The organism is Acinetobacter sp. P1(2023) (genome assembly GCF_028367635.1).
GTDB classification, from domain to species: Bacteria; Pseudomonadota; Gammaproteobacteria; order Pseudomonadales; family Moraxellaceae; genus Acinetobacter; species Acinetobacter pittii_E.
On sequence record NZ_JAQNDD010000001.1, the window covers coordinates 653,008 to 677,552 of the forward strand.

A 24,545-nucleotide genomic window follows, 5' to 3' on the forward strand; every position below is an offset into this window, starting at 1 on the left:
GCTTATTGCTTAAAGCGATTACTTTTAATATATCGCCCCACAGGGTTTTTCTCGGCGCGTTTACGGCGTATATCTTTAGGATTAATGGTTAAAGGTCGATAAACCTCAACTCGATCACCCGCTTGCAAAATCGCATGTGCCTCAACTTTTGCACCAAAGATGCCAAGTTGTAGTGGCTCAGACAAACTTACTTGCGTTTGCAACCCACTCGCCTCAACTGCTTGTAATGCAGTCATACCAGCCTCAAATGGAATAGCAACTAAAAACTGTTGCTCTGGGGCTGCAAAAGCAACCCACACTTGCTGAGCTTTTTCCATCAGATCATTTGTCCAATTACCGCAACCATGGCAATGATAATTGAAAGCGGTAATACAATACGTACCGCAATACGCCATAAGTTATAAAACAACTCATTGCTAAAATTCATCGATTTACGCAAATGGCTAATTTTCATAATCCAGCCAGCAAAAATGGTATAGATCAGGCAAATGAGTAATCCCCAAAGCATCAAAATCAGTGTAAAGATACTATGAAGCTCAGGTACAGCCCAAACCGCAATCGCTACAACAATAATCACCCACTGTAAAACTGGCATAAGCTGACGCTGAGCAAGCTGTTCTCTGGCCAATTGCACAAATAACGCTGTGGTCATGACTGCGGTAAAGATCCAAGTAAAAACAGGGAGCTGCGCTTGTAAAGAAAAGAAACCAAAGGCAATCACAGCAATGAGCTGAGCTAACCAGATTGGAAGAACAGTTTTGGTTGCGCCTTCTTGCGTTTGCACAGCACCTACACTATTTTGCCAGTAAAGCCCTAAACCTAGCCCACTCGCAACAAGCGCAAGTACAGTCGCATTACCCCACTCTTTAAACTCAACATTTGTCCAGTGCCAAGGCTGTAAAGTCGTTCCCATTGTGTTAGCTAAAACAAGAGAAGCAATTACCCCAATCGTCATGAGCAAAACTAAAATCTGACGTGGAATAAAAGATAAAATTAAGCCCACAACAGCAAGACCTGCGAAAACAAGCTGCCCAGAAACACTATTATTAAGTTGTGTAGCTAGTAAATTACCAGCGGTACTTAATACATTACCCGCTAAAAATGGAATAAAAATAACTGCAAGCCAGCCAACCAAACGCCATTTTGGGGAACTATCTGCTTCACGAGTTAAACTTGATAACGCATTTAAGGCTGTAGTCTTCGACCGTTTTGCTAAAGCAATTTCCAAATAACAAACTGGGAGTGCCAATAGCAACATTGTGCCTAACCACAATAACCAGAAATCGAGTTGACGATCAATCTGGATGCCCATCGTGGGTGCCAATGTCGCCATAATGATGAAAGATAAGCAAAACGCCATCAGGGGCGATAACCATCGTGACATAGGTATGTCCTGCATTATGCATTCCTTGAAAAAGACTATAGATATTTTGCCCGTGTCATGCTTGAAAATCAAAGTTTGCTCAATAAAAAAAGCAAACTACCGAATCGATAGTTTGCCGCGCTAACTGAAATTATGAATTATTTTTATTTCAGGTTATGAGAAAAACCGAGCAAACCAGTTTTTCCCTTTCTTTTTTTCTTTTTCTCTAATAATTCCCATCATATTTTCTTTTACTGCCCCTACATAATCGGCATCATCATGTTGAATATGGTTAATTAACCATTTAGCCAAAATTTCTTGTAATTCCGCTTCAATCGTATGTCCCATTTCAAAACGTTCACGATATAACTCTATTTTTTTAATAAATAAGTCATGTACTCGTTTATGAGGTACACGATATTTATAATCAGCTTCCTCTTGCAAACTTTCTTCGAAAGTAAAATGTGATTGCGTATAATCGATAATATTGTCTAAAACATCTTTAATACGACGTCTATCCTCTTCATCTTTCACATCATCAATCTCATTAATATAATCAAGTATTCGTTTATGTTGCTCATCAATAACATCAATACCCGTATTATATTCTGAAGCCCATTTCATTTTCATACATCTCCCCAATGATGCTTAATGATCGTTGCATAAACTGCATGATATATTTAAAGAATATAAATAAAAACAAACCTATTTTGTCGGCTTTAGCATATAAAAATTATATTTAACACAAGTTATTGTTTTTATATATTTTAATTAAAATTAACCAACTAAAATAATAAAGTATTTTTTAAACAAACTATTTTATTATTAACTGATTAAAATATATAAACTTCCTTATTCATATATTTTAAATGTATTTTATATTAATACTGATCTGCACGCGTAATACGTTTAAGTTCAGGATTTTCCTGTTCACGCTTTAATCTTTCTACAAAAGTAATTGCCTTTTTAATTGGTTTACCATGTTGAAATAAAATCATTTCACCAGGTTGATACGCTGTCCAATTTTCATTATGTGTTAAAGGTTCAGTCGTTATAACAGCCACACGATCTTCAGGTGTTGTTACCTGACTAAAGTCAACTTCAACATCTAAATCAATTAAGTGAGCATGATTAAATGGATATTCACGCACTAACCAATGTAATTTAGTAATGGCATAACTAAATAATGCTTTGCCATTAGATAGACAATAATTAAATGTGCCGTATTCCGCAATTTGCGGAGAAATCTTTTCTAATACTTTAAAGATTTGTTCAAGACTTGGCTCTTCATAACCAAATACTTCAACGAGTTGATCGAGTAAGTAGCAAAATGCACGTTCACTATCCGTATTGCCTACTGGTGTGAAACGTCCACTTAATGGCGGATTAAAGTCATGTAAATCACCATTATGAGCAAAAATCCAGTGTCGCCCCCACAACTCACGAATAAAGGGATGTGAATTTTCTAAAGTGATTTTGCCTTGAGTAGCTTTGCGAATGTGTGCAATCACATTGCGTGATTTAATAGGATAATTACGAATAAGATCGGCAATTGGAGATTCAACTGCCGACTGGTTATCAACGAATAAACGGCACGCCTTATCTTCGAAAAATGCAATACCAAATCCATCGCTATGATCTGAGGTAATTCCTGCACGTTGTGAAAAACCACGGAAAGAAAAAGTAATATCCGTTGGTGTTGCACAATTCATTCCTAATAGCTGGCACATATCGCTTTTAAACTACTTTTAATTACCCCATCTGCTCTATTGTGCATGAGAGTAAAATGGCTTGCAAATCTCAATATGTGCTGGCTATTACAAAATAGGAAATATGATTAACGCTGCACCATTTTATTCATTACAAATGAGGTCGCGACTTTATTCACTTCAAGAAATACAAAATAATCTAAACAGTTAAATTCTTCATCAAAAAATGCCTGTTTCGATAGTTTTGACTGCATGCTCAAATACATTTGAAATAGTTTTGGCATACGTTCATCTTGTGGAAAACTAAACTCCGGATATTCAGGTTCATAGATTTTTTTAGACCGAATATCAATTGTTTTGCTTTCAGATAACTGTTGAATCTGGCGATGTGTGTAATACGCTCTAGCTAAATTATCTTGCAAATGAATACTGACACAGCCCATTAAATATTTAGCGCGCATTGACCAGAGCACTTTCGGTGCAAGGTTTAACCATAACATTGACAATGCTTTACCATTACGAAAGCGAGGATGTACACAAGTACGGCCTATTTCTAACACATTTGGAAGATGGGATAACTGAGGAACAATATCAAACTCATGGGCACTGTAGCTTTGTGCTATTTCGTGGCCTTGAAATAGCTTTAAACGAGTATACGCTACAATTTCTCCAGTCCATTTTTCACGCAAGACCGCATGTTCACAACCAAAATCGTAAATATCTTGGTCTAAATTATCTTCAAACTTGATTCCGAATTGTTGGCTAAATTGCTGTGCACGAAACCGTTGTACATCTTGTAATTCTTTTAAATTATCAACCCATTCAAAACGAAATTGCGTCTGATTTATTGCTTTATGACGATTTAAAGGTAAAGTCCAGGTTTGGCGATATTGATTAAATTTTTCCAGCATAATGAACGCTCCTAGTGACATCCCCTACACTAGTCAAAGCTCATGACAAAAAAATGACCAAATTAAAATGGTATAAAAAAAGACCACCTAGAGTGATCTTTTTATTAAGAATAACGGATTTCTTAAGATGTTTTAGTGCGGTTAGAAATCAGTGTTCCCACGCCATGATCAGTGAAGATTTCAAGTAAAGATGCATGTGGCACACGACCATCAACAATATGCGCACTCACAACACCGCCTTTAACAGCATCAAGCGCACAGCCTACTTTAGGAATCATACCGCCATAGATCACACCTGTTTCAATGAGGCGATCAACTTCTTGCGTCGTAAGGCCAGTTAACAGATTTTTATTTTCATCAAGCACACCACTAATATTAGTAAGCAAAATTAATTTTTCAGCGCCTAGTGCTTCTGCAACCTTACCTGCGACTAAATCAGCATTAATATTATAAGTATTGCCTTTTTCATCTACACCTAGTGGAGCAATAACTGGGATAAAGTCACTTTGAGTGAACATTTCCAATACATCTGTTTTCACACCAGTGACTTCACCTACCATACCCAAATCGATATGTTTGATAGAACCATCTTCTTCTTGCTTTTCCATAAGCAATTTACGGGCACGAAGTAAATTGCCATCCTTACCCGTTAAACCAATTGCACGTCCACCGTGTTTATTAATCAGGTTAACAATTGATTTATTTACACTACCACCCAATACCATTTCAACCACTTCCATGGTTGCAGCATCAGTTACACGCATACCGTCAATACGGTCAGATTCACGGCCTAACTGCTTTAAAAATGAATCTACTTGTGGCCCACCACCGTGAACAACTATCGGATTTAACCCTACAGTTTTAAGTAAAACGATGTCTCGGGCAAATGAACTTTCGAGCTCCGGATCAGTCATCGCGTTGCCACCATATTTCACCACCAGCGTTTTACCAGTAAAACGTTGAATATACGGCAAAGCTTCAATCAAGATTTTTGCTTTGTCGACACCGATATGCTGATGTTGTGGCATTACGCCTCTCCTTAGTTAGGCCTCTGAAAGTTCTTGTGCAATTTGCGGATAATGTTCTTGCAACATATCTACAAATTTTTGCTGTATTTCCTTTAATCGTAAAGGATTATCCGCATCAAATCTTACTGTAAAGTATTCACCAGTATTTGATGCTCGAATAATGCCAAAACCATCATCAAAATCAAGACGTACGCCATCGATTTTACTAATACGTGCCCCTAAACGATGACTTAAAATCTCAATATCTTGTAATACATACTTTGGATCGGACTGATACGTACCAATATAAGTATCTTCTGTACAACATCTTTCTGGATATGAGGCAAATAATTCAGAAATTGTTGTAGCACTTGATTGGGTAAAATATTCCATTACACGTAATGCAGCATACAAACCATCGTCGTAGCCAAAACCACGGCCATCATTAAACACATAATGGCCTGCATATTCTCCACCAAAAATGGCACGTCCACCCGACTGAGACAAATAAGCCCGCAGGAAACTACTTCCCGTACGGATCATTTTTGCTTTTCCACCGAGTTTTTCGACAGTCTCTTGAACCATACGTGAACATTTCACATCAAAAACAATTTCTTGCTCTGGGTGCTGCTCAAGGCACATTTGCGCGAAAAGCGACAATAAACGGTCTGCTGTCAATATTTGGGCTTTTTCATCGACTAAAACAACACGATCTCCATCACCATCCAAAGCAATACCAATATCAGCCTGTTGCTCAACTACAGCTTTTCGCAAGCTAGTTAAATGAGCTGCATGTGACGGATCTGGTGCATGATCTGGAAATTCTCCATTTGGATCGGTACGTAAAGCAATGACTTCACAACCCATTTTTTCCAAGATTAGCTTTGAACAATGCCCAGCTGAACCATGTAAACCATCTAAAACAACTTTTAAAGGGCGTTTTAAATGAATATCTTTAAAAATAGCTTGTTGGTATTTTTGGCAAAATTCAGCTTTAAATTGAGGTAAGGTTAGCTCAAGTACAGAAATTGAATGGTTGGGTACATAAGTTTGGGCTTCTTCACCCACCTGCTGAATCATTTCTGGAGACGGTGGTTCACCTTTTAAAATCCACTTAATACCATTATCCGATTTTGGATTATGACTTGCCGTCACCATAATACCGTTACCACCAAAATCTCTAGCAATGTAGTACATCATAGGTGATGAGCAGCAGCCGATATTGGTAACGTTTAAGCCTTGTTCTATTAAAATTTCTTCAATTAAGTGCGCATAGGCTGGGCTAGTGAGACGGGCATCATAGCCAATTACTAATTGAGTTTGTTTTGCTTGTTTGTATTGCTGTGCCAATCCATAGGCAATTGAACGGACAACGTCCGTGGTTAAATAAGAAAGTTTGCCTCTAATATCGTAAGCACGAAAAATACTTTTAGGAAATGAGTGTCTTACATTCATAGCGTATCTTCTATTTAAAGATCAATTCGATCTATCGCAAAAACATAGATTATTCAAAATTTTTGAAAGGTTTGTTTGCTAAAAAAGTTAAAAGAATATTAGTAAAGCGTGTTGTAATATAATCTATTGTAACATTCAAGATGCAAAAAGAAACGCCTGACCAGCAGGCGTTTGATTTTCGTTAAAATTCTCAAAAACTTATTGTTTACCTGTGTGACCAAAGCCACCAGCACCACGTGAAGTTTCTTCAAATTCTTCTACTTGTTCAAATTCAGCTTGTACGACTGGCACTAAAACATACTGTGCCAAGCGCTCACCAGGTTCTAAACGGAATGTTGTTTGACCTCGGTTCCAAACTGAAACCATCAATTCACCTTGATAGTCCGAATCAATCAAACCAACCAAGTTACCAAGCACGATACCGTGTTTATGACCTAGACCTGAACGCGGTAAAATTAAACCAGCAAAATTGACATCATGAATATAAATTGCCATACCTGTTTTAACTAAAACAGTTTGTCCTGGTTCAATATCAATTGCTTCATCTAAACAGGCACGTAAATCTAAACCCGCTGAACCTGCTGTAGCATATGAAGGTAAAGGCCATTCTTTACCTAAACGCGGATCGAGCAATTTCACTTGAACTTTCATGGGATTTCCTAAAAATTAAAAAATTAACGCTTTAATAAAGCTTTTAAATTTGCCAGATATTGTTGAGCCTGTTCTTTAGGATCAACATTAGCCGCAATTTTCTTTTTACGCCCTAACCACTCGAGCTCATCTTGCGGAAGTTCATCAAGGAAACGACTAGGCGTCATCTGTTTCATCTGCCCGCCATTTTTACGCTGCTCAGCTAAGGTTAATGTTAAACCTTGGCGTGCACGGGTAATTCCCACGTACATGAGACGGCGCTCTTCCTCAATGGTTTCTGCTGCAATCGAGTTTTTATGCGGCAAAAGCTCTTCTTCAAGACCCATAATATAAACATATGGGAATTCCAGACCTTTTGCTGCATGCAAAGTTAGTAGGTTAACTTTGTCTGTATCTTCTTCTTCCTGCTGTTGTTCTAACAGATCAAGTAAAACCAGTTTGCGAATAACGCTTTCAATGTTCTTTTCATCAACATCTTCTGCACGGTTAATCAGATTTTGAATACTGGTAAATAAGTTCTCGATGTTATCGAGTTTACTTTTCTCTTGTGCAGGTGTAGCGGACTGTTCACGAACGTAATCCATATAACCCGCTTCGTTCATCATTTGACGAACTTTAGGCACAGGTTCGTCATCTTCCAAGAGTTCACGGGTAAATGTCGCAATAAAATCGGCAAACTCATGAAGCTGAGTTTCTGCCTTTTTAGGCAGCACCATGCTTAAACGCTGGTCAGCAGAAGCACCGAGTAAAGACAAATTATTTTCTTGTGAGAATAAACCTAACTTCTCAAGAGTAACTGGGCCAATTGCGCGTTTAGGCGTATTAATAATACGTAAGAAAGCACTATCATCTTCTGGATTAATAATAAGACGTAAATAACTCATCACATCTTTAATTTCTGCACGCGCGAAGAACGATGTACCGCCAGAAAGTTTATATGGAATTTGCATTTGGCGAAGTTGGGTTTCTAGTACACGAGCCTGAAAGTTCCCGCGATACAACACAGCATAATCTTTCCAGTTCTTACCGTTCATCAGTTTATGAGTCAGTAGGTCTTTAACCACGCGCTCTGCTTCATCGTCATCATTACGACATGTAATGATTCGGATGACTTCACCATGTCCTTTATCACTCCACAATTTCTTATCAAAAATATGTGGGTTATTTTGAATCACACAGTTCGCTGCTTTTAAAATACGACTGGTTGATCGATAATTTTGTTCTAATTTAATGATATGTAGATTAGGGAAATCCTGTTTAAGCAAAGCCATATTTTCAGGCTTAGCACCACGCCATGCGTAGATCGATTGGTCATCGTCACCCACCGCGGTGAACTGCCCCATTACCCCAACTAACAGTTTGACCAGAATATACTGAGCCGTGTTGGTATCTTGATATTCATCGACCAATAAATAGCGTACACGGTTTTGCCATTTATCACGTACTTCTGCATTTTCTTGCAATAAGCGTGTTGGCATAACAATCAAGTCATCAAAATCAACGGCATTGTATGCGCGTAAATTACGTTCATAAAGTTGATAGAGATGTGCAAACTGTACGTCTTCTGGTGTTTCACAAGTTGAATGTGCTTGTTCTGGCAAAATCAGATCATTTTTCCAATCTGAAATTTTCTTCATTGCTTTGGCAATTAATTCTTTACTCTCTGCACCCGACAAATTATCGCGATGCATCAAATCCATCAAAATACGTTTACAGTCATCTGCATCTAAAATCGAAAAATTAGCTTTTAAAGGTAAATTTTTAAGTTCTAAACGTAAAAGGTTTAAACCAAAAGTATGGAAAGTAGAGACGGATAAACCTTTTGCTTCTTCACGCGACAAAAGCTTGGTCACACGCTCTTTCATTTCACGTGCAGCTTTGTTTGTGAAGGTCATCGCGGTTATACGATGCGCTGGAATACGGCAGTGTTGCACCAAATAGGCAATTTTACGGGTAATTACCGATGTTTTACCTGAACCAGCGCCAGCAAGCACCAATAAAGGGCCCTGAGTATATTTCATGGCTTCTTCTTGCTTGTTGTTCAATTGACTGGCAGATGACATCGCGTATTACCTCTTAATTTTTCGAGCATGATTATAGTCATCTCTGTTTTAGAATCCCAATAGTAAATCTATGGATATGTATAAATGATGTCTAATAATGCAATTTATGCGCCGCAGAATGTCGTGATTATTTCTTGTACTGCACCCATAAAAAAACCACCCGAAGGTGGTTTTTGAAACAATAAACTAAATCTTATTGTTTAGCATAAATGCTGATTTCTACACGGCGGTTTTGTTCACGGCCAGATGCAGTTGAGTTGTCTGCGATCGGGTTAGAAGAACCATAACCTTGTGCATCGATACGGCTAGATGGAACGCCGCGGCCAGCTAAATAGTTTTTAACTGATTGTGCACGTGATTGAGATAATGGAATGTTGATAGAGTCATTACCAGTATTATCTGTATAACCCGTTACCAAAATCGCGCTCTTGTTATCTTCAGCCAATGTTTGAGCTACTTTGTCTAAAGTTGCATAGAAGTTTGGCTTGATGTTTGATTTGTTTGTATCAAAAGTAATGCTACCAGGCATGATCAATTGAACAGAACCATCTGGGTTACGGCCAACGTCTACACCAGTACCCGCCATTTGTTGACGAAGTTTTTTCTCTTTCTGGTCAAGGTATAAACCACCAGCGGCACCAAGAACTGCACCAATTGCTGCAGCACGGTTGTTTTGACGACTAGAGTTTGCATTTGATTTAGAAACACCGTAACCAGCTGCTGCGCCAATTAAAGTACCTAATGCGGCTTTATCGTATTCAACGCCACCAAGATTATTACCAGTTGTTTGACAACCAGAAAGAACTACTGCTGCCCCTACCACTGTTGAAATAACTAATGCACGCATTGCATGCCTCCTCACTTTGTGTGTTTTGTTGTCTGAATGAATGATGAAACAAAAAGGAAGTATAAAACATTGATATTTTGTTAATAATAAACAGTTTAGTTATTTTTTTGTAATATTTTGATGCACTTTCAGATGCCAGCTCATCACAATTTCTTCATTGTTGTCTAAGATGTCGTTGTATTTCATATTACGATAGTTATAGTTAAACAACTTTTCTATGGATTTTAGACATTCGGGGTCATTTATATGTCAACTGCACCCAATAAGCAATCTGCGCTAAAAAAAATTACACGTGGACTCACTGTAGGTACAGTCATTACAGGAAGTACTTTTTTTCATGGCCCACCTGTTCTTGCACTAGGTCTAACCAAGCTATTAAAAAAGTCATCAAAAGTAGACGAAACTAATATTCAAATTACAAATAGCTGGTTAGGGGTAAATAACTGGCTCATTGATCATGTTTTACCAAATCTAAAATGGGACATTACCATTGATGAAGGGCTTGACCTGAATATGCAAGGTCGTTATCTAATGACCTGCAATCATCAAAGTTGGGTAGACACGACTGTAAACCAATATTTTGGTTTAACCCGTATGCCCCTCACCCGTTTCTTTACCAAATGGGAACTCATCTTTATTCCTTTTGTTGGGCAAGCATTTAAAATTTTAGGCTTCCCGATGATGAAGCGTCACACCAAAGAACAAATTGCCAAAAATCCTGAACTTAAAGATCGTGACATGATGGAAGCACGTAAAGCTTGCGAACAGCTTTTAAGTCAGCCATTTACATTATTAAATTATTTGGAAGGTACGCGCTTTACCCAAGAAAAACACGACCAACAAAAATCGCCATATAAGCATTTGCTTAAACCAAAAGCAGGTGGCTTAGCACTTGCCTTAAATATTTTAGGCGACAAAATCGATGCCTTGGTTGATATGACTATTGTCTATCCTGATGACGTACCGGGATATAGCGATTTCTGGCTCGGGGACGTTTCAAAAATTGCGGTCAACTTACGTAAAATTGAAATTCCGGAATGGGTGCTTGGGGGCAACTACGAAGATGACGCAGCTTATCGTGAACGTTTCCAGCAATGGGTTCATGAAATTTGGACCGAAAAAGATCAACTTATTGAGCAAATGAAATCTCAATATACCACTGCAAATATTTAAGAAAGCACTCGTTATTATGCAAAACAGTTCTGGTAAAAAAACCAAATACCATCATGTAGACCCAAGCAGCCTGTCCTTTAAGCTGTTTTTGGTCTATGACATCTTTATGGTGTTTATTATCATTTTTAACCTGTTCTGTCTTGCTAGTAATTTCTTTTTAATGAGCAGCATTGGGGCATGGTTCTTTGAACATATTCACTTGCCCCAAGTACTCAGCTTTTATCGTACTTCACTCCATCCATGGGTGATCACGTCAGAAGCTTGGTTTATTGGTTTTTTAATTGTTGAGTTGCTTGTCCGCTGGGCCATTGCGATCATCAATAAACACCATAAGCGTTGGTTCTTTTTCCCGTTTATTCACTGGTATGAAATTTTAGCCATTATTCCTCAGCTCCGTTTTTTACGTTTATTCCGTGCTGGGATTATTGCCTATCGCTTACATGAGTTAGGTTATCCGGTTGTTCCGGAAAGCTGGCGAAAAACTGGTTTATTTTACTATCGCGTTGTAATGGAAGAGTTGTCCGACCGTGTTGTAATTACCGTGATTGATGGTATTAGATATGAACTTGAAACCAGTTCTAGCCATAAACAGATTATTCACGACTTAGTTAATCATCATCGTGAGCAATTTACTGCTACCCTAACAGCATTATTACAAGAATCTTTAGCAACTGCTTTAAAAGAACAAAAGCCTGCCATTACAAAAGGCGTTGGGAAAATTGTAGATCAGGCCATAGTAGATACGCCCGAGCTAACTCAATTATTACGCTTAATTCCTTTAGTCGGCGGTCGCATTGAACAGCAAATCCAAAGCATTGGTCAAAGATTGGGTGAGAATATTAGCGCAGGTCTAATTGAGCCTCTAATTGAGGGATCACCAAATAATCCGAACCCTACTTATCAATTAATTTCTCAAAGAGTAAGTGAGATAAATATTAATAATCGTCAGCTTGAGCAATTGGTTGAATCTGTCGTTTTCGAGACACTGGAGTCTGTACGAAAACAAGTCAAGGTCAAACAGTGGCAACAAACGCTTGCGGAGTATGATCGAATCAAAGAATAAGCATTTATTTAATTTTTTATGAATCACGCTAGAGAATTGGCACAAATTGTTCTAGCATTTGCCCTATTTACAATAAACTTAACGATATTACAGCTCGTTTAACGCCTTGAAGGAAGACTTATGGCTGATATACGGATTACCGGCAGAATGGTTAACTTTAGCAGGATAACCTTCGATACCAATGATCATGATGTGATCCGCCAGCAATTATCAAATATTTTAAATGAAGGTTCCTATCAGGGAACTTTAGTGATTATTGACAGTACAGTTGAGCAAGAATTAATTGCATTAATTCAACTTCTGGTGAGCTTAGGTTTACAACCAATGGCGGTAATCGACGGTATTTTAGGAGATGAAGCTCGCGCTATTCAATTCCCTGTTTTACCGGCAGATCAACCCTTACAACGCATTAAAGCGACAGCTGAACAAGTTGCTATTGTGGAAAAACCTGCTACCGCCCCTGCCTCGTCTTCAGCAGAAACAAAAAAACCACTAAACAAGATAGCGGTCGCTCATATTACCTCTTATCATGATGAAATTTTGCGTACAGGCCAATCCCTTGTACAAGATAACGGCGATATTATTTTAAAGGCTGGCATGAATAGTGGTTCCGAGGTGATTGCATCAGGAAATATACATATTTATGGCACAGTTCGTGGTAGAGTCATTGCTGGTGCGGGCGGGCACGCAGCTGCACGCATTTTTTGCCAATCTTTAGAGGCTGAGCTCGTTTCCATTGCCGGAACGTATTGCGTCGCAGATGATATCCCTAAACATGTGGTAAAAAAGCCAGTACATATTTATTTAAATGAAAAGCAAGAGCTTGAATTTGAAGCTCTAGAACTTTAATTTATTAAGCAAATCACCAAAAAACAGCCCTTTTAAGGGTGTATGACCATAATAGGAGTGGATTCGGTGGCCAAAATTGTTGTCGTAACATCAGGCAAAGGTGGTGTAGGTAAAACTACAACGAGCGCATCTTTTGCAACAGGTTTAGCCCTTCGTGGTCATAAAACTGTTGTGATTGATTTTGATGTAGGCTTACGTAACCTTGATTTGATTATGGGTTGTGAGCGTCGTGTTGTATATGATTTCGTTAATGTTATTAATAATGAAGCACGTCTGCAACAAGCCCTTATTCGCGATAAAGATATCGAAAACCTTTATATTTTACCGGCTTCACAAACACGTGATAAAGATGCGTTGAGCGACGAAGGTGTTGCTCGTGTTATTGATGAGCTATCTCAAGAATTTGATTACATTATTTGTGATTCACCTGCGGGGATCGAACGTGGTGCGATTTTAGCCATGTATCATGCAGATGAAGCAATCATCGTAACAAACCCTGAAATCTCTTCAGTACGTGACTCTGACCGCATTATTGGTATGTTAGATAGCAAAACCAAGAAAGTTGAACACAACGAAGGGCGTATACGTAAACATTTATGTATTACACGTTTTAACCCGGAACGTGCTGACCGTCAGGAAATGCTGACAATTGATGATATTTCTAAAGATATTTTACGCGTACCGACATTAGGTGTTATTCCAGAATGTCCAAGTGTATTACAAGCATCAAACGAGGGTAAGCCAGTTATTCTGTATTCAGAAACTAAAGCTGGTCAGGGGTATGATGATTTGGTTGCACGCTTCCTTGGCGAAGACCGTCCTTATCGACACATCACAGCTCAACCTAAAGGCTGGTTAGCACGACTATTTGGAGCGTAGATATGGCAGGATTCTGGAGTAAATTATTTAGCAGTGAAGAAAAACCATCAAGTGCTCAAACTGCCAAAGATCGTTTGAAAGTTATTGTTGCTTCTGAACAAGGTTTAGGCCGTCGTTTAAGCCAAGACAAGATTGATCAGATGAAAAAAGAAATCATGCAAGTGGTTAGTCGTTATGTTAGCGGTGTAGGTGAACAGCATATCCAAATGCAGGTTCGCTCTGAAGCTAATATTGAAATGTTAGAAATGAATATCAATTTACCTGAAGAACGATAATTCTATTTCTGACTATTCAATAAATCAGAATCAAGGCAAAATAACGCAAGTTATTTTGCCTTTTTTAAAATGAGGAGATTGTCATGGCATTATCACAGCCAGCAACTTTCAATGAAGAATGGTCCGATGAGCGTGTTTTTGCCTACCTCAACCAACTTCCTCCAAGTGGTGTGAATGCAGATTTTCATGTGCTCTACCATGCTTTCAAACATATGCGTCCAACAGACTATGAGCGTCTATTAACGCAATTTATTGCAGACGGACGTGATATTAATGCCAAAGATCCTGAAGGCCAACGTATCCACGATGTAATTGCTAAGTTTCCGCGTCAATCGGCACCATTTTTAGAAGTTCTGGCGAAGTTTGCTTAAAAATAAAAAGCCTCTAAAAGAGGCTTTTTTCTTATCTAAACTTATCGATTGCCAATCAGGAAAATACCAAATACGGTGAAAATACCACCTGAAATACCATCAATCCATTTTGAAAAATTACGATAAGCTGCTCTAAAACTCGGTAACGAGAAAATAAAGGTCACAAAGCAAAACCATAAAATTGTTTCGACTGTGACAATAATAAAGAGTAGCCAGTGGACCTGATCAAGTTGAGGATTGGCTAAAAATAAAGAGAAAACACTACCAAAATAAATAACAGCTTTCGGATTTGAGAGATTGGTTATCAAACCTTTAATAAAAAATAAGTAAGGTGCTTTGGGAAGTTCAACAGCAACATTACCCTCTTGCTGATTTTTTGAAAAAGCTGACCGTAGCATCTGATAACCCAACCAACACAGATATAAACCACCAGCAAGCAGCAAACCTTGCTTTAACCAAGCCATTTTCTCAAATATAAGATTTAATCCCATTAGTGCTAAACAAGCCCAAAACATCACACCTGCTGTTATACCACCAACAACCAGTATAGCGTCTTTACGAGACCGGCTAATAGCAGTTTGAGATACAAGGAAAAAATCAGGCCCGGGAGTAATAAGTGCGCAAAAGTGAATAAAGGCTAAAGTAATCAGAGCTAATAACATGTCTTTCTCCTGATTTAATTCATTGTTCTTTATTTAAGGAAAATACATTAGCATTTTTTACTAGACGATAAAATCTTTAAGTCATTTATAAAATAGGTTCACTTTTATTTTGATTATAAAAAAGCCTCCGAAGAGGCTTAAATTATACGTATTAAACTAGAATATCCCGCTTACCATTAGGGCCCATTGAGCTCACAATGCCGTTCTCTTCCATTTGATCAATGATACGAGCAGCACGGTTATAACCAAGGCTAAATTTACGCTGTAGCGAAGATGTAGAAGCTTTCCGAGTTTCTAATACGAATGACACACATTGGTCATAGAGTGCATCTCGGTCAGAACCACCCTCACCCTCTTCAAAACCACGTGATGCTGGCTCTTCATCAAATGGAGTCAAAATTTCATCAATATAATCAGGCTCGCCTCGCTCACGCCAAGCATCACAAATACGGTTTACTTCATCATCACTAATAAAAGCACCATGTACACGTTCTGGCTCAATTTTACCTGGTCCTAAGAACAACATATCACCGTGACCTAACAAGTCTTCTGCACCACCAGCATCCAAAATAGTACGCGAGTCAATTTTACTGTTTACACGTAATGCGACACGCGTTGGAATATTGGCTTTAATCAAACCGGTAATAACATCAACAGAGGGACGTTGAGTTGCAAGCAATAGGTGAATACCAGCAGCACGAGATTTTTGCGCCAAACGGGTAATCATTTCTTCTGCTTTTTTACCTACCTGCATAATCATGTCGGCGAACTCATCCGCAACAATCACAATAGATGGTAATGGCGTTAAACGAGGTGCGCGTTCTTGTGTCGCCGAGTCACTCGGTTTCCAAGTCGGATCAATTAGGTCTTCACCATTCGCAATCGCTTCTTCAACTTTACGGTTGTAGTCACTTAATTTACGAATTTTTAAGAACGACATAAGTTTATAACGACGTTCCATTTCATTCACACACCAGTTCAAAGCACTTACCGCATCTTTCATGTCAGTAACGACTGGAGTTAATAAATGTGGAATATCATTATAGTTTGCAAGTTCTAACTGTTTCGGATCGATTAAAATTAAACGTAATTGGTCAGGCGTATATTTAAGTAACATCGATAAAATCATCGAGTTTACTGCAACCGATTTACCTGAACCTGTCGTACCAGCAACCAACATATGCGGTGCTTTCGCCAAGTCTGTTAGTACCGGATTACCTGAAATATCTTTACCCATCGCCATACTAATTAATGCACTTGGGTCGCGATATGTTGGTGTTTCTAATAACTCAATCAAACGTACCATTTCACGGGCACTGTTTGGCACTTCAATACCAATATATGGTTTACCAGGAATGACTTCCACCACACGAACAGAAGCCATCGACATTGAACGCGCTAAGTCACGTGAGATATTCGTTACCTTAGAGGCTTTTACGCCCGGTGCTAAATCTAACTCAAAGCGAGTAACAACTGGTCCTGGTTGAGCCTCTACCACCTGAGCTTTAACATTAAATTCTTGTAATTTAATTTCAAGTAACTCAGACAAACGTGAAAGTTGCTCTTCAGTAAAATTGACTTTCTTATTTGGGTCAACCTTATCGAGTAGATCAAGTCCAGGCAACGTTGGCAAATCCAAACGTTTTTTGGCAACTTGCATTGCACGAGACATTGGTCGGCCTGATGCATCTGTTAATGGTGCATCAAAATCGAAATCGTCTTCATCAAAATCAGAATTTTCCTGCGGTTTTCCAGCAGTCTCTTGCCAAGCCTCAATAAACTCTTCTTTTGAAAGTTTGTCGGCCTGAATAGTCGTTTGAATAGGAGCTTTTACAAATGCTGAAGACTGGGCATAACTACTTGCTCTTACAGGCTCTGCTGGAGCAATGTCTTCATCTATTAATAAATCATCGAAATCTTCAAAAACTTGTTCATTTGCTAAATTTTTAGGTGACTGATTTACATTCGATAAAGGTGAAGACGTTTCACTCGCATTATTAAACGATTGCGAAGTTGATTCTACTTCTACATGTTGATCTTGAACAAAAGGTGTATGCACATCTGTTGCAGTTTTACTGTTTGGAACAGCAGCAAGCAATTCATCAAAAATCTCATCATCATTCCAATCAAGACCATGTAAGTCTTGTTTAGGTGTAGGCTGACTCTGATTCACTTGAGAAATGGTTTGCTGGAATTGCTCACGAGCAGGCACTTGCTCTGTTGAGTCGTCAGCTGCTCTTAAAAGCGCATCAATTTCTTGCTTATGACTTGCATCGTCACGTTGTAAAGCACGCCATACTTCGCCAGTCGCAACTAAACGTTGACTATCTTTTTCAAGTTTATGGGCTTGCTCAAGCATATGCTCAAAGTTTTGAGTATTAACAACTGGTGCCTCTGCTACAGGTTCAGGGCGGCTCTGCTCTTTCGCTAACACATCTGCAAATAAACGCTCAGCAACAGCATCATGTCGTGTTGTTGCTTGAGGTTGAGCTGTTTCAGATGGGGCTGATATCTCTTTCTCATCTGAAGCATTCGCATTTGTCTCTGCATCTTGTGTAACTTTAACAGCTGCTGCTTTGTTGGCAGGTTGAGTTGTTAAGTCATAATCCGACTCACTCGGAGATACATTCTTATAAAATAAATCTTGTAAATAACTTGGTGTCGCTTTGAGCGTAACCCATGTTTTACTCCATTGCACCCCAAATGCAAGCGTAAACAAGACTACCCCGAAAACCAGTAAAAAGAAGGTCGCACCGTAAATTGTTAACAATTGAGATAGGCTTTGACCTAGCTCGTAACCAATAATTCCTCCAGCTGCATTATCTAAAGTATCTGCCGGCACATTCCAGTGTAAATAAAGCAGGCTAGACACAACTAGAATTAAGAAGAATTGTGCAGCATAACGAAATGGGCGGTTTAAGAAACTACGTGGCCACCAAACTTGAATTGCTTCAATGAAAAGGAAAATTGGAATAAGCAAACTTGCCCATCCTAAAAAACCAAACAGCAAATCTGCAATCCATGCGCCAGCAATACCGCTTGCATTGGATACTTGCTGAGTATCACTGGAAATATGCATCCAGCCCGGATCAAATGGTGTATAGGTTACTGTTGCCAGAAACATATAAATACCAAAAGAAACCAAGAATAATGTCATCAATAAGCGCTGTGCATAAACACTTGACACCGCAGTCATATACTGTCCTGTAACCCATTTAATTATTGGTTTAGAGATGTGAAGAACTACATTTTAGATCTTCAACGAATGAACTTTATATTATGCACTTGTTCTTACAAAAAAGGTGCATGATTCTTTACAGTTGTTGTTAACATAAGGCACTTCTATATTGTTATATAACTTAATTCGATTGTCCTGATCAATATTATCCACATCGATTTCACGCTATTGGTCAGTAAATTCACGTATAATTTTCAAAATTCTCGAAATAAATAAGGATACCCTCAATGAGTGCTCGTCATTCTCGGTTAATTATTCTCGGTTCTGGCCCTGCGGGCTATAGTGCAGCTGTATATGCAGCACGTGCAAACCTTAAACCTACTTTAATTGCAGGTTTACAACTAGGTGGGCAACTTACAACAACAACCGAAGTTGACAACTGGCCGGGCGATCCTGAAGGTTTAACAGGTCCTGCATTAATGGATCGTATGCAAGCACATGCTGAACGCTTTGGTACAGAACTCGTCTATGACCATATTAACGAAGTGGACTTAAATGTACGTCCTTTCGTTTTAAAAGGTGACATGGAAGAGTACACATGTGACGCTTTAATTATTGCAACTGGTGCTACAGCTCAATATCTTGGTCTAGAGTCTGAACAAAAATTTATGGGCCAAGGCGTCAGCGCATGTGCAACATGTGATGGTTTCTTCTACAAAAACCAAAAAGTAATGGTTGTTGGTGGTGGTAACACTGCTGTTGAAGAAGCACTTTATCTATCAAATATTGCTTCACATGTAACACTAGTACATCGCCGTGATACTTTACGTTCTGAAAAGATTTTGCAAGATCACTTATTTGCCAAAGAAAAAGAAGGCAAAATCAGCATTATCTGGAATCATGAAGTTGAAGAAGTATTGGGTGACAATACTGGCGTAACAAGTGTTCGCCTCAAATCAACTCAAGATGACTCTAAGCAAGATGTAGAGGTTCATGGTTTATTCGTTGCAATTGGCCACAAACCAAATACTGGAATGTTTGATGGTCAATTAAACCTACGTGATGGCTATATCCAAGTACAAAGCGGTACTTCTGGTAATGCAACAGCAACTTCTGTAGCTGGTGTTTTTGCTGCAGGTGACGTCGCTGATAGTATTTATCGCCAAGCGATTACTTCTGCTGGGTCAGGCTGTATGGCTGCTCTAGATGCAGAAAAATATCTAGATAATCTCGCTTAATTTAATCGATGCAAAAGACATCCAATAAACAATTGGATGTCTTTTTTTTATAATGTTTATCGCTTCATATTTTCAAAATGGTCTAAATGTGTAAAACGTCCTGATCTCGTCTGATATTGGTCAATCAGGGGAACTAACCGTTGAAAGTGCTCAGACTGAACATGTCGATCTAACGCAGCTCGATCCACCCATTCCTCAATAAAAACAAAATGTCCTAAATTTTTTATATCATGATATAAATCGTACGCAACACATCCTTCTTCACGTCTCGTTTTATCAACAAGCTCTTGATAAAGTGGTAAAACAAAATCAATTTTTCTAATATCAATAAAATCTTCTGCAATAAGTTTTAGCATCACGCGAACCTTTTCTATTCATTCATGCAATGCTAAAGTTGAACAATAAAAATTGTCAATGAAGCTTAGTTACGTTAATTTTGAATTATTCCATTTCATTTTATCTTCTATGCAGAAACTTCCGCTCTCTCAATTCATTTTTCCTGACCCTATTGAAGCCGATCCAGATGGGCATGGTTTAATTTGTATCGGTGCCGACCTCTCCCCTTCTACATTATATGAAGCTTATACGCATGGTCTTTTTCCATGGTTTAATGAAGATGAACCCATTTGTTGGTGGAGTCCAGAACCTCGTTGCGTGATCTACCCTCAAAACTATAAACCAAGTAAATCGCTCATTCGGAATATGAAAAAGTACGATTACACCATTACGGTAAATCATGCCTTTGAACAAGTTATTCGCTCTTGCTCTCTACCAAGAAGTTATGCAGATGAAACATGGATTAGCGAAGATATTATTCAAGGTTACTGCGAGATGTTTAACGCGGGTTACGGTTACAGTATTGAAGTTTGGCATGAAGAGGACCTTGTAGGAGGTTTATACGGTATTACAATTGGTAAAGGATGTTTCGGTGAATCAATGTTTAGCAATGAAACCGATGTTTCAAAAATGGCTTTTTATACTTTAATGCTCATTGGACAAGAAAATCAGCTACCATGGATAGACTGCCAACTCGTCAATAGTCACCTAATTAGTTTGGGAGCCAGTACACTTTCTCGTCAAGACTACTTAAAATCGTTACAAGATGTAATTATTCACCCCTCTATCAATTGGAAAAAGTATCAAGAACGTGTATTTTCAAGTAAAACAATAGCATTAGATGCAAAATTAATGGAATGATAACAGGAGGGACCAATCATGAAATCATATCACCCGAAGTCCCTTTTAAATGATCTGCAGTATTATATTACTCCGCCTCATGATTGCAGCTACTTAGAAAATAAATCTGCACGCATGGTGTTTTTAGACCCTATCCATCGAATTGATGTTGTCACCCTTTCAGAACTTTCTCGTTTAGGCTTTCGTCGTAGTGGTGACTTTGTTTATCGCCCTGAATGTCACTTATGTCGACAATGTTTGTCTTGTCGTGTTCCAGTGGCCGATTTCCAAATGAATAGCATGCAAAAAAAAGCATGGAAACGGAATCAAGATCTCACCATGACTGTGCTGCCTACGCGACAGGCAGCACAAATTCATTATGATTTATACGAACGCTACATTAATGAACGTCATGCAGATGGCGATATGTTTCCACCTAGCTTAGATCAGTTTGAAAAGTTTTTAGTACATAGTTGTACAGATAGTTTTTTTCTTGAGCTTTGGAAAGACAATCGTCTCATTAGCGTTTCTACTTGCGATTTAATGGATGATGGACTATCGGCTGTCTATACGTTTTTTGATCCAGACGAGCATCGTAGATCACTTGGTGTGTATTCTATTCTTAACCAAATTGAATATGTTAAATCGCTCGGTTTAGAGTACCTTTATTTAGGCTATTGGGTACCACACTCAGCCAAAATGAACTATAAGTCGCAATATACACCTTTAGAACTTCTACTTGATGGACAATGGCGTCGTTTAAACCGATCATTGTCACCAGAAGAAATTCAACAGCTAGGTACTTCTCTTATGACAACGTTACCTTCTGAATGGAACAATTTAATCATTAAATAAAGATGCGAAATCATCTGTACAGGTTTTTACCATAATGACTGCATGTTCCCGTCCGCCTTCTTGAGTAGGATAATAATTGCGGCGCAGGTCAATTTGGTGAAAGCCTGTTTTTTCATATAATCCGATAGCAGCTTTGTTACTTTCCCGAACTTCTAGAAATATTTGTACGGGCTGATTTTTTAATTTTTCAATCGATTCATTTAATAATTTATATCCTAAACCCTGCCCTTGCATTTTAGGATCAATTGCCATGAGTAATAAATTCGCTTCATCTAAAACAGGCTGTAAAATACAAAAACCCACCACTCTGTTTTGTGACTCAATTACTGTGCATTGATAAGAATTCAAAGATTCAATAAATTGCTGTTTTGACCACGGATGTGTCTGAACTGATTTTTCAATTTGAACAACAATATCAACATCAGTATTTTGCATAATACGAATCATGAGTCTCAACGCAATGAAGATTCTAAAGTAGTGCGTATTATAAAAACTTCCCAAGAAAAAACGAGCAAAAAAAAGGACAATTGATTTGCCCTTTTTTTAAAGTAATTTTAAAGACCTAATTTTTCACGCCACGTTGCCAACAATGCTGTGGTATCAGAATCATTTGGATGAAATTTTGGTCTTAAAAAATCAAGTAGTTCTGGAATTTGACGAGTCATAAAACCTTTACGACCATACATGAACTTAAGCATGTACTTCGTATCTTTCCAAGTTAATTTATCATCAGTCTTGAGTAACTTCGCAGTAAAATAAGATTGAGTTGCGAAGATTAATGCCATTGCAATAATCAAGGCTGTTGAACGCATAAAATAAGCTTTCGGACCTTGTCCATACATGCTTGTATAAACATCAAATGCCACAGCTTTATGTTCATTTTCTTCAACTGCATGCCACATCCACAAATGATACATAGTGTCATCTTGGAACATAGCCTGAATTTCAGGGTTTTGTAAAAGTTCAGCGGCAATCGTCGATGTAAAATGCTCTAGCGCACATGTTCCTGTCAAATCAATCATTTCTTTGGTATAGCCAAAAGGTTTCATTAATTTGGTTACAACAGCTGTACCCATCTTAATGACTTTTCCTGTTTGCTTTTCCATATGACGCACATCATAACCATAAGCCTGTGCAGAAGCATTAAATGCTAAATGCTCTTTCGAATGCATCGCTTCTTGACCAATAAAAGCACTAATTTCTTTTTGAAGATCTGGATCAGCAAGCTTTGGATCATTTCGAACAGCACGCGTACTATTTACAAAGAACTGCTCACCCTCCGGAAAAAGGGCTGATAATGCTGTCATAAAATGTGTTAATGCTGCATCATAATTCGCCCAATAGCGTGGGACCTGAGCAAATTCAAAGTCCATCGACGTACAGGAAAACTAGCACCAGCACGATTGGAAATATTTACCTTAGCATTCATCTCAGACTCCTTTTAAGTGAATAGCTAATTCACATATAACTTTATTTATTTTCTTAATATTTATAATCATACGTCTTTCGATGTACCAATTAAGTGCAGATGAGGACAGAGAAATATCAGATGAGGTCATTCATAGACGCATAAAGGTGCAAAACCTAAGATATCTCTCGTTGAACTCGACATAGAAAATAAAAAAGGACCAATATTGGTCCTTTATAAATCATGAATTGAAACTATAAACCTAATTTTGCCTTCCAGTTTTTCAATAGGCTCACGGTATCTAGATCATTTGGATGAAAACCAGGTTTAAAGTAAGCTAACATTTCCTTAGCCATACCACTAATAATGCCTTTAGATGGGCTATCCGTATTTATAAATTACTGATAGTTCAGCTAAATTTAACTTTTTGTCTTGCTTTAATAAACGAAGCACAAAAGATGACTGGATCAAAAAGATTAAAGTCATAGCAAACACTAAAGAACTGGTTCGTAAAGCATAAGCTTTTACACCTTTACCAAATACACCTTCGTATACATCAAAAGCTACGGCTTTATGTTCATTTTCTTCAATAGCATGCCAATACCACATGGTAGACATCGTCTCATCTGTCATAAGCTCTTGAATGTGCTTATTGACTAATAATTGAGAAGCAATAGTAGCGGTAAAATGTTCAAGAGCTGTCGTAGCAGTCAGGTCAACCATTTCTTTCGTCATACCGAAAGGTTTAACAATTTTTACGAAAGCTTTAATTGCTGTTTGAATCGCCGTATCGGTAAACTTCTCTAATATTTCTATATCGTGACCAAACTTTTGAGCAGAAGCATTAAAGTTCACATGCTCTTGAGTATGCATTGCTTCTTGTCCGATAAAAGCACTAATTTCTTTTTGTAGTGCTTCATCATCTTTAATCGCTGGGTGATAACGTACTGCTCGTACACTATCTATAAAGAATTTCTCACCAGCTGGAAACAATGCTGACAATGCAGTCATAAAATGTGTGAGTCCAGCAGAACCATTCATCCAATATTCTGGTACATCATTAAAGTCAAAATTCATACGACGTACTGGAAAGCTTGCACCGGCACGATTCGTAATATTTACTTTAGCATTCATACCCAAAGCTCCTTGATAAGTAACCTTAGTTACTCAAACTTTATTGTTTATTTTCTTGATTCTTATCATACAAAGTTAATAAAAAGGATTAAGGGTAAATAGGGACATTGAAATATCAGTTAAGGCCAGCTTTTAGAGTAATTGTTAGACAATCAAGTATAAAAAAAAGCGCTCTAAAAAGAGCGCTTTTTTTCACTGAAAGTGATTATGCAGTTACTTTCGCAACAACACCAGCACCTACAGTACGACCACCTTCACGGATCGCAAAACGTAGACCT

23 protein-coding genes and 3 pseudogenes are annotated in these 24,545 nt (G+C 38.2%); 9 read left to right on the forward strand and 17 right to left on the reverse strand.

Annotated features, from left to right (window positions below; translation table 11 throughout):
- Positions 1–2 precede the first annotated feature (2 nt).
- The 10 genes from POD11_RS02975 to POD11_RS03020 all read right to left on the reverse strand — a co-directional run bounded on the left by POD11_RS02975 (position 3) and on the right by POD11_RS03020 (position 10,006).
- Entirely contained in the window at positions 3–317 is a 315-nt protein-coding gene (locus tag POD11_RS02975; RefSeq protein ID WP_174726826.1) for an RnfH family protein, read from the reverse strand.
- Positions 317–1,384, reverse strand: coding sequence for a hypothetical protein (locus tag POD11_RS02980; protein WP_262456259.1), 1,068 nt, complete (start codon positions 1,382–1,384; stop codon positions 317–319). The genes POD11_RS02975 and POD11_RS02980 overlap by 1 nt, the downstream gene beginning before the upstream one ends.
- Positions 1,385–1,537: 153 nt before the next feature.
- Positions 1,538–1,993: a bacteriohemerythrin gene (locus POD11_RS02985; RefSeq protein ID WP_002121698.1), complete on the reverse strand. Its 456-nt coding sequence runs from the start codon at positions 1,991–1,993 to the stop codon at positions 1,538–1,540.
- Positions 1,994–2,244: 251 nt separating this feature from the next.
- Entirely contained in the window at positions 2,245–3,093 is an 849-nt protein-coding gene (locus POD11_RS02990; RefSeq protein ID WP_262456260.1) for a class II glutamine amidotransferase, read from the reverse strand.
- A 107-nt stretch (positions 3,094–3,200) separates the two neighbouring features.
- Positions 3,201–3,983, reverse strand: coding sequence for a GNAT family N-acetyltransferase (locus POD11_RS02995; RefSeq protein ID WP_016144532.1), 783 nt, complete (start codon positions 3,981–3,983; stop codon positions 3,201–3,203).
- A 122-nt stretch (positions 3,984–4,105) separates the two neighbouring features.
- On the reverse strand, positions 4,106–5,011 hold the full coding sequence (argB, locus tag POD11_RS03000) for an acetylglutamate kinase (RefSeq protein ID WP_262456262.1): 906 nt from the start codon (positions 5,009–5,011) through the stop codon (positions 4,106–4,108).
- Between the two features lie 15 nt (positions 5,012–5,026).
- Complete coding sequence (locus POD11_RS03005; RefSeq protein ID WP_224993000.1) at positions 5,027–6,445, reverse strand: phosphomannomutase/phosphoglucomutase; 1,419 nt, start codon at positions 6,443–6,445, stop codon at positions 5,027–5,029.
- A gap of 198 nt (positions 6,446–6,643) precedes the next feature.
- The gene (gene dut, locus POD11_RS03010; protein WP_262456264.1) at positions 6,644–7,096 is read right to left on the reverse strand and encodes a dUTP diphosphatase; all 453 of its coding nucleotides are present in this window, start codon (positions 7,094–7,096) and stop codon (positions 6,644–6,646) included.
- Positions 7,097–7,119: 23 nt separating this feature from the next.
- On the reverse strand, positions 7,120–9,159 hold the full coding sequence (locus POD11_RS03015) for a UvrD-helicase domain-containing protein (RefSeq protein ID WP_005070868.1): 2,040 nt from the start codon (positions 9,157–9,159) through the stop codon (positions 7,120–7,122).
- A gap of 193 nt (positions 9,160–9,352) precedes the next feature.
- On the reverse strand, positions 9,353–10,006 hold the full coding sequence (locus tag POD11_RS03020; RefSeq protein WP_239967538.1) for an OmpA family protein: 654 nt from the start codon (positions 10,004–10,006) through the stop codon (positions 9,353–9,355).
- A gap of 246 nt (positions 10,007–10,252) precedes the next feature.
- Between POD11_RS03020 and POD11_RS03025 the strand changes: the two genes are divergently transcribed.
- The 6 genes from POD11_RS03025 (at position 10,253) to POD11_RS03050 (ending at position 14,616) form a co-directional block, all read left to right on the forward strand.
- Positions 10,253–11,179, forward strand: a complete 927-nt coding sequence (locus POD11_RS03025; protein ID WP_262456265.1) for an acyltransferase — start codon at positions 10,253–10,255, stop codon at positions 11,177–11,179.
- A gap of 16 nt (positions 11,180–11,195) precedes the next feature.
- The gene (locus POD11_RS03030) at positions 11,196–12,242 is read left to right on the forward strand and encodes a hypothetical protein (protein WP_016141999.1); all 1,047 of its coding nucleotides are present in this window, start codon (positions 11,196–11,198) and stop codon (positions 12,240–12,242) included.
- 120 nt (positions 12,243–12,362) lie between these two features.
- The gene (gene minC / locus POD11_RS03035; protein ID WP_005075304.1) at positions 12,363–13,091 is read left to right on the forward strand and encodes a septum site-determining protein MinC; all 729 of its coding nucleotides are present in this window, start codon (positions 12,363–12,365) and stop codon (positions 13,089–13,091) included.
- A gap of 66 nt (positions 13,092–13,157) precedes the next feature.
- Complete coding sequence (minD, locus tag POD11_RS03040; RefSeq protein WP_002121719.1) at positions 13,158–13,970, forward strand: septum site-determining protein MinD; 813 nt, start codon at positions 13,158–13,160, stop codon at positions 13,968–13,970.
- 2 nt (positions 13,971–13,972) lie between these two features.
- Complete coding sequence (gene minE, locus POD11_RS03045) at positions 13,973–14,245, forward strand: cell division topological specificity factor MinE (RefSeq protein WP_000896934.1); 273 nt, start codon at positions 13,973–13,975, stop codon at positions 14,243–14,245.
- An 83-nt stretch (positions 14,246–14,328) separates the two neighbouring features.
- On the forward strand, positions 14,329–14,616 hold the full coding sequence (locus tag POD11_RS03050; protein WP_002121755.1) for a PA4642 family protein: 288 nt from the start codon (positions 14,329–14,331) through the stop codon (positions 14,614–14,616).
- A 41-nt stretch (positions 14,617–14,657) separates the two neighbouring features.
- Here POD11_RS03050 and rhtC read toward each other — a convergent pair whose 3' ends face one another.
- Together rhtC and POD11_RS03060 are read right to left on the reverse strand one after the other, a co-directional pair.
- On the reverse strand, positions 14,658–15,278 hold the full coding sequence (gene rhtC / locus POD11_RS03055; RefSeq protein WP_262456266.1) for a threonine export protein RhtC: 621 nt from the start codon (positions 15,276–15,278) through the stop codon (positions 14,658–14,660).
- Positions 15,279–15,429: 151 nt separating this feature from the next.
- Positions 15,430–18,474 (reverse strand): DNA translocase FtsK, encoded by a 3,045-nt coding sequence (locus tag POD11_RS03060; RefSeq protein ID WP_262456267.1) that lies wholly within the window; start codon positions 18,472–18,474, stop codon positions 15,430–15,432.
- Positions 18,475–18,743: 269 nt separating this feature from the next.
- Here POD11_RS03060 and trxB point away from each other — a divergent pair, with 269 nt between their 5' ends.
- Positions 18,744–19,694 carry a thioredoxin-disulfide reductase gene (gene trxB / locus POD11_RS03065; RefSeq protein WP_239967534.1) on the forward strand — a complete coding sequence of 317 codons (951 nt, stop codon included), beginning with the start codon at positions 18,744–18,746 and terminating at the stop codon, positions 19,692–19,694.
- Between the two features lie 56 nt (positions 19,695–19,750).
- On the opposite strand, the gene POD11_RS03070 is transcribed toward trxB, so the two are convergent.
- Positions 19,751–20,050 (reverse strand): putative quinol monooxygenase, encoded by a 300-nt coding sequence (locus POD11_RS03070; protein WP_262456268.1) that lies wholly within the window; start codon positions 20,048–20,050, stop codon positions 19,751–19,753.
- A gap of 109 nt (positions 20,051–20,159) precedes the next feature.
- Here POD11_RS03070 and aat point away from each other — a divergent pair, with 109 nt between their 5' ends.
- Together aat and POD11_RS03080 are read left to right on the forward strand one after the other, a co-directional pair.
- Positions 20,160–20,891 (forward strand): leucyl/phenylalanyl-tRNA--protein transferase, encoded by a 732-nt coding sequence (gene aat, locus POD11_RS03075; RefSeq protein ID WP_262456289.1) that lies wholly within the window; start codon positions 20,160–20,162, stop codon positions 20,889–20,891.
- Positions 20,892–20,909: 18 nt separating this feature from the next.
- Positions 20,910–21,725 (forward strand): arginyltransferase, encoded by an 816-nt coding sequence (locus POD11_RS03080; protein WP_004703325.1) that lies wholly within the window; start codon positions 20,910–20,912, stop codon positions 21,723–21,725.
- Here the strand turns inward: POD11_RS03080 and rimI are convergent.
- The 4 genes and pseudogenes from rimI to POD11_RS03100 all read right to left on the reverse strand — a co-directional run.
- Positions 21,711–22,172, reverse strand: coding sequence for a ribosomal protein S18-alanine N-acetyltransferase (gene rimI, locus POD11_RS03085; protein WP_262456269.1), 462 nt, complete (start codon positions 22,170–22,172; stop codon positions 21,711–21,713). The genes POD11_RS03080 and rimI overlap by 15 nt on opposite strands.
- A gap of 107 nt (positions 22,173–22,279) precedes the next feature.
- A pseudogene (locus tag POD11_RS03090) lies at positions 22,280–23,154 on the reverse strand (metal-dependent hydrolase).
- Between the two features lie 233 nt (positions 23,155–23,387).
- A pseudogene (locus POD11_RS03095) lies at positions 23,388–24,267 on the reverse strand (metal-dependent hydrolase).
- Between the two features lie 205 nt (positions 24,268–24,472).
- Positions 24,473–24,545: pseudogene (locus tag POD11_RS03100) on the reverse strand (hypothetical protein); the annotation flags it as partial.

What these genes read in the sequence shown, in the direction of transcription:
- POD11_RS03015 (WP_005070868.1), bottom strand. Translation starts at nt 9,159, where the DNA reads ATGTCATCTGCCAGTCAATTGAACAACAAGCAAGAAGAAGCCATGAAA.
- POD11_RS03020 (WP_239967538.1), bottom strand. Translation starts at nt 10,006, where the DNA reads ATGCGTGCATTAGTTATTTCAACAGTGGTAGGGGCAGCAGTAGTTCTT.
- POD11_RS02985 (WP_002121698.1), bottom strand. Translation starts at nt 1,993, where the DNA reads ATGAAAATGAAATGGGCTTCAGAATATAATACGGGTATTGATGTTATT.
- minC (WP_005075304.1), top strand. Translation starts at nt 12,363, where the DNA reads ATGGCTGATATACGGATTACCGGCAGAATGGTTAACTTTAGCAGGATA.
- rimI (WP_262456269.1), bottom strand. Translation starts at nt 22,172, where the DNA reads ATGATTCGTATTATGCAAAATACTGATGTTGATATTGTTGTTCAAATT.
- POD11_RS02975 (WP_174726826.1), bottom strand. Translation starts at nt 317, where the DNA reads ATGGAAAAAGCTCAGCAAGTGTGGGTTGCTTTTGCAGCCCCAGAGCAA.
- argB (WP_262456262.1), bottom strand. Translation starts at nt 5,011, where the DNA reads ATGCCACAACATCAGCATATCGGTGTCGACAAAGCAAAAATCTTGATT.
- POD11_RS03025 (WP_262456265.1), top strand. Translation starts at nt 10,253, where the DNA reads ATGTCAACTGCACCCAATAAGCAATCTGCGCTAAAAAAAATTACACGT.
- POD11_RS03005 (WP_224993000.1), bottom strand. Translation starts at nt 6,445, where the DNA reads ATGAATGTAAGACACTCATTTCCTAAAAGTATTTTTCGTGCTTACGAT.
- POD11_RS03030 (WP_016141999.1), top strand. Translation starts at nt 11,196, where the DNA reads ATGCAAAACAGTTCTGGTAAAAAAACCAAATACCATCATGTAGACCCA.
- rhtC (WP_262456266.1), bottom strand. Translation starts at nt 15,278, where the DNA reads ATGTTATTAGCTCTGATTACTTTAGCCTTTATTCACTTTTGCGCACTT.
- POD11_RS03080 (WP_004703325.1), top strand. Translation starts at nt 20,910, where the DNA reads ATGAAATCATATCACCCGAAGTCCCTTTTAAATGATCTGCAGTATTAT.
- minE (WP_000896934.1), top strand. Translation starts at nt 13,973, where the DNA reads ATGGCAGGATTCTGGAGTAAATTATTTAGCAGTGAAGAAAAACCATCA.
- aat (WP_262456289.1), top strand. Translation starts at nt 20,160, where the DNA reads ATGCAGAAACTTCCGCTCTCTCAATTCATTTTTCCTGACCCTATTGAA.
- POD11_RS03070 (WP_262456268.1), bottom strand. Translation starts at nt 20,050, where the DNA reads ATGCTAAAACTTATTGCAGAAGATTTTATTGATATTAGAAAAATTGAT.
- POD11_RS02990 (WP_262456260.1), bottom strand. Translation starts at nt 3,093, where the DNA reads ATGTGCCAGCTATTAGGAATGAATTGTGCAACACCAACGGATATTACT.
- POD11_RS02980 (WP_262456259.1), bottom strand. Translation starts at nt 1,384, where the DNA reads ATGTCACGATGGTTATCGCCCCTGATGGCGTTTTGCTTATCTTTCATC.
- POD11_RS02995 (WP_016144532.1), bottom strand. Translation starts at nt 3,983, where the DNA reads ATGCTGGAAAAATTTAATCAATATCGCCAAACCTGGACTTTACCTTTA.
- dut (WP_262456264.1), bottom strand. Translation starts at nt 7,096, where the DNA reads ATGAAAGTTCAAGTGAAATTGCTCGATCCGCGTTTAGGTAAAGAATGG.
- trxB (WP_239967534.1), top strand. Translation starts at nt 18,744, where the DNA reads ATGAGTGCTCGTCATTCTCGGTTAATTATTCTCGGTTCTGGCCCTGCG.
- POD11_RS03050 (WP_002121755.1), top strand. Translation starts at nt 14,329, where the DNA reads ATGGCATTATCACAGCCAGCAACTTTCAATGAAGAATGGTCCGATGAG.
- POD11_RS03060 (WP_262456267.1), bottom strand. Translation starts at nt 18,474, where the DNA reads ATGACTGCGGTGTCAAGTGTTTATGCACAGCGCTTATTGATGACATTA.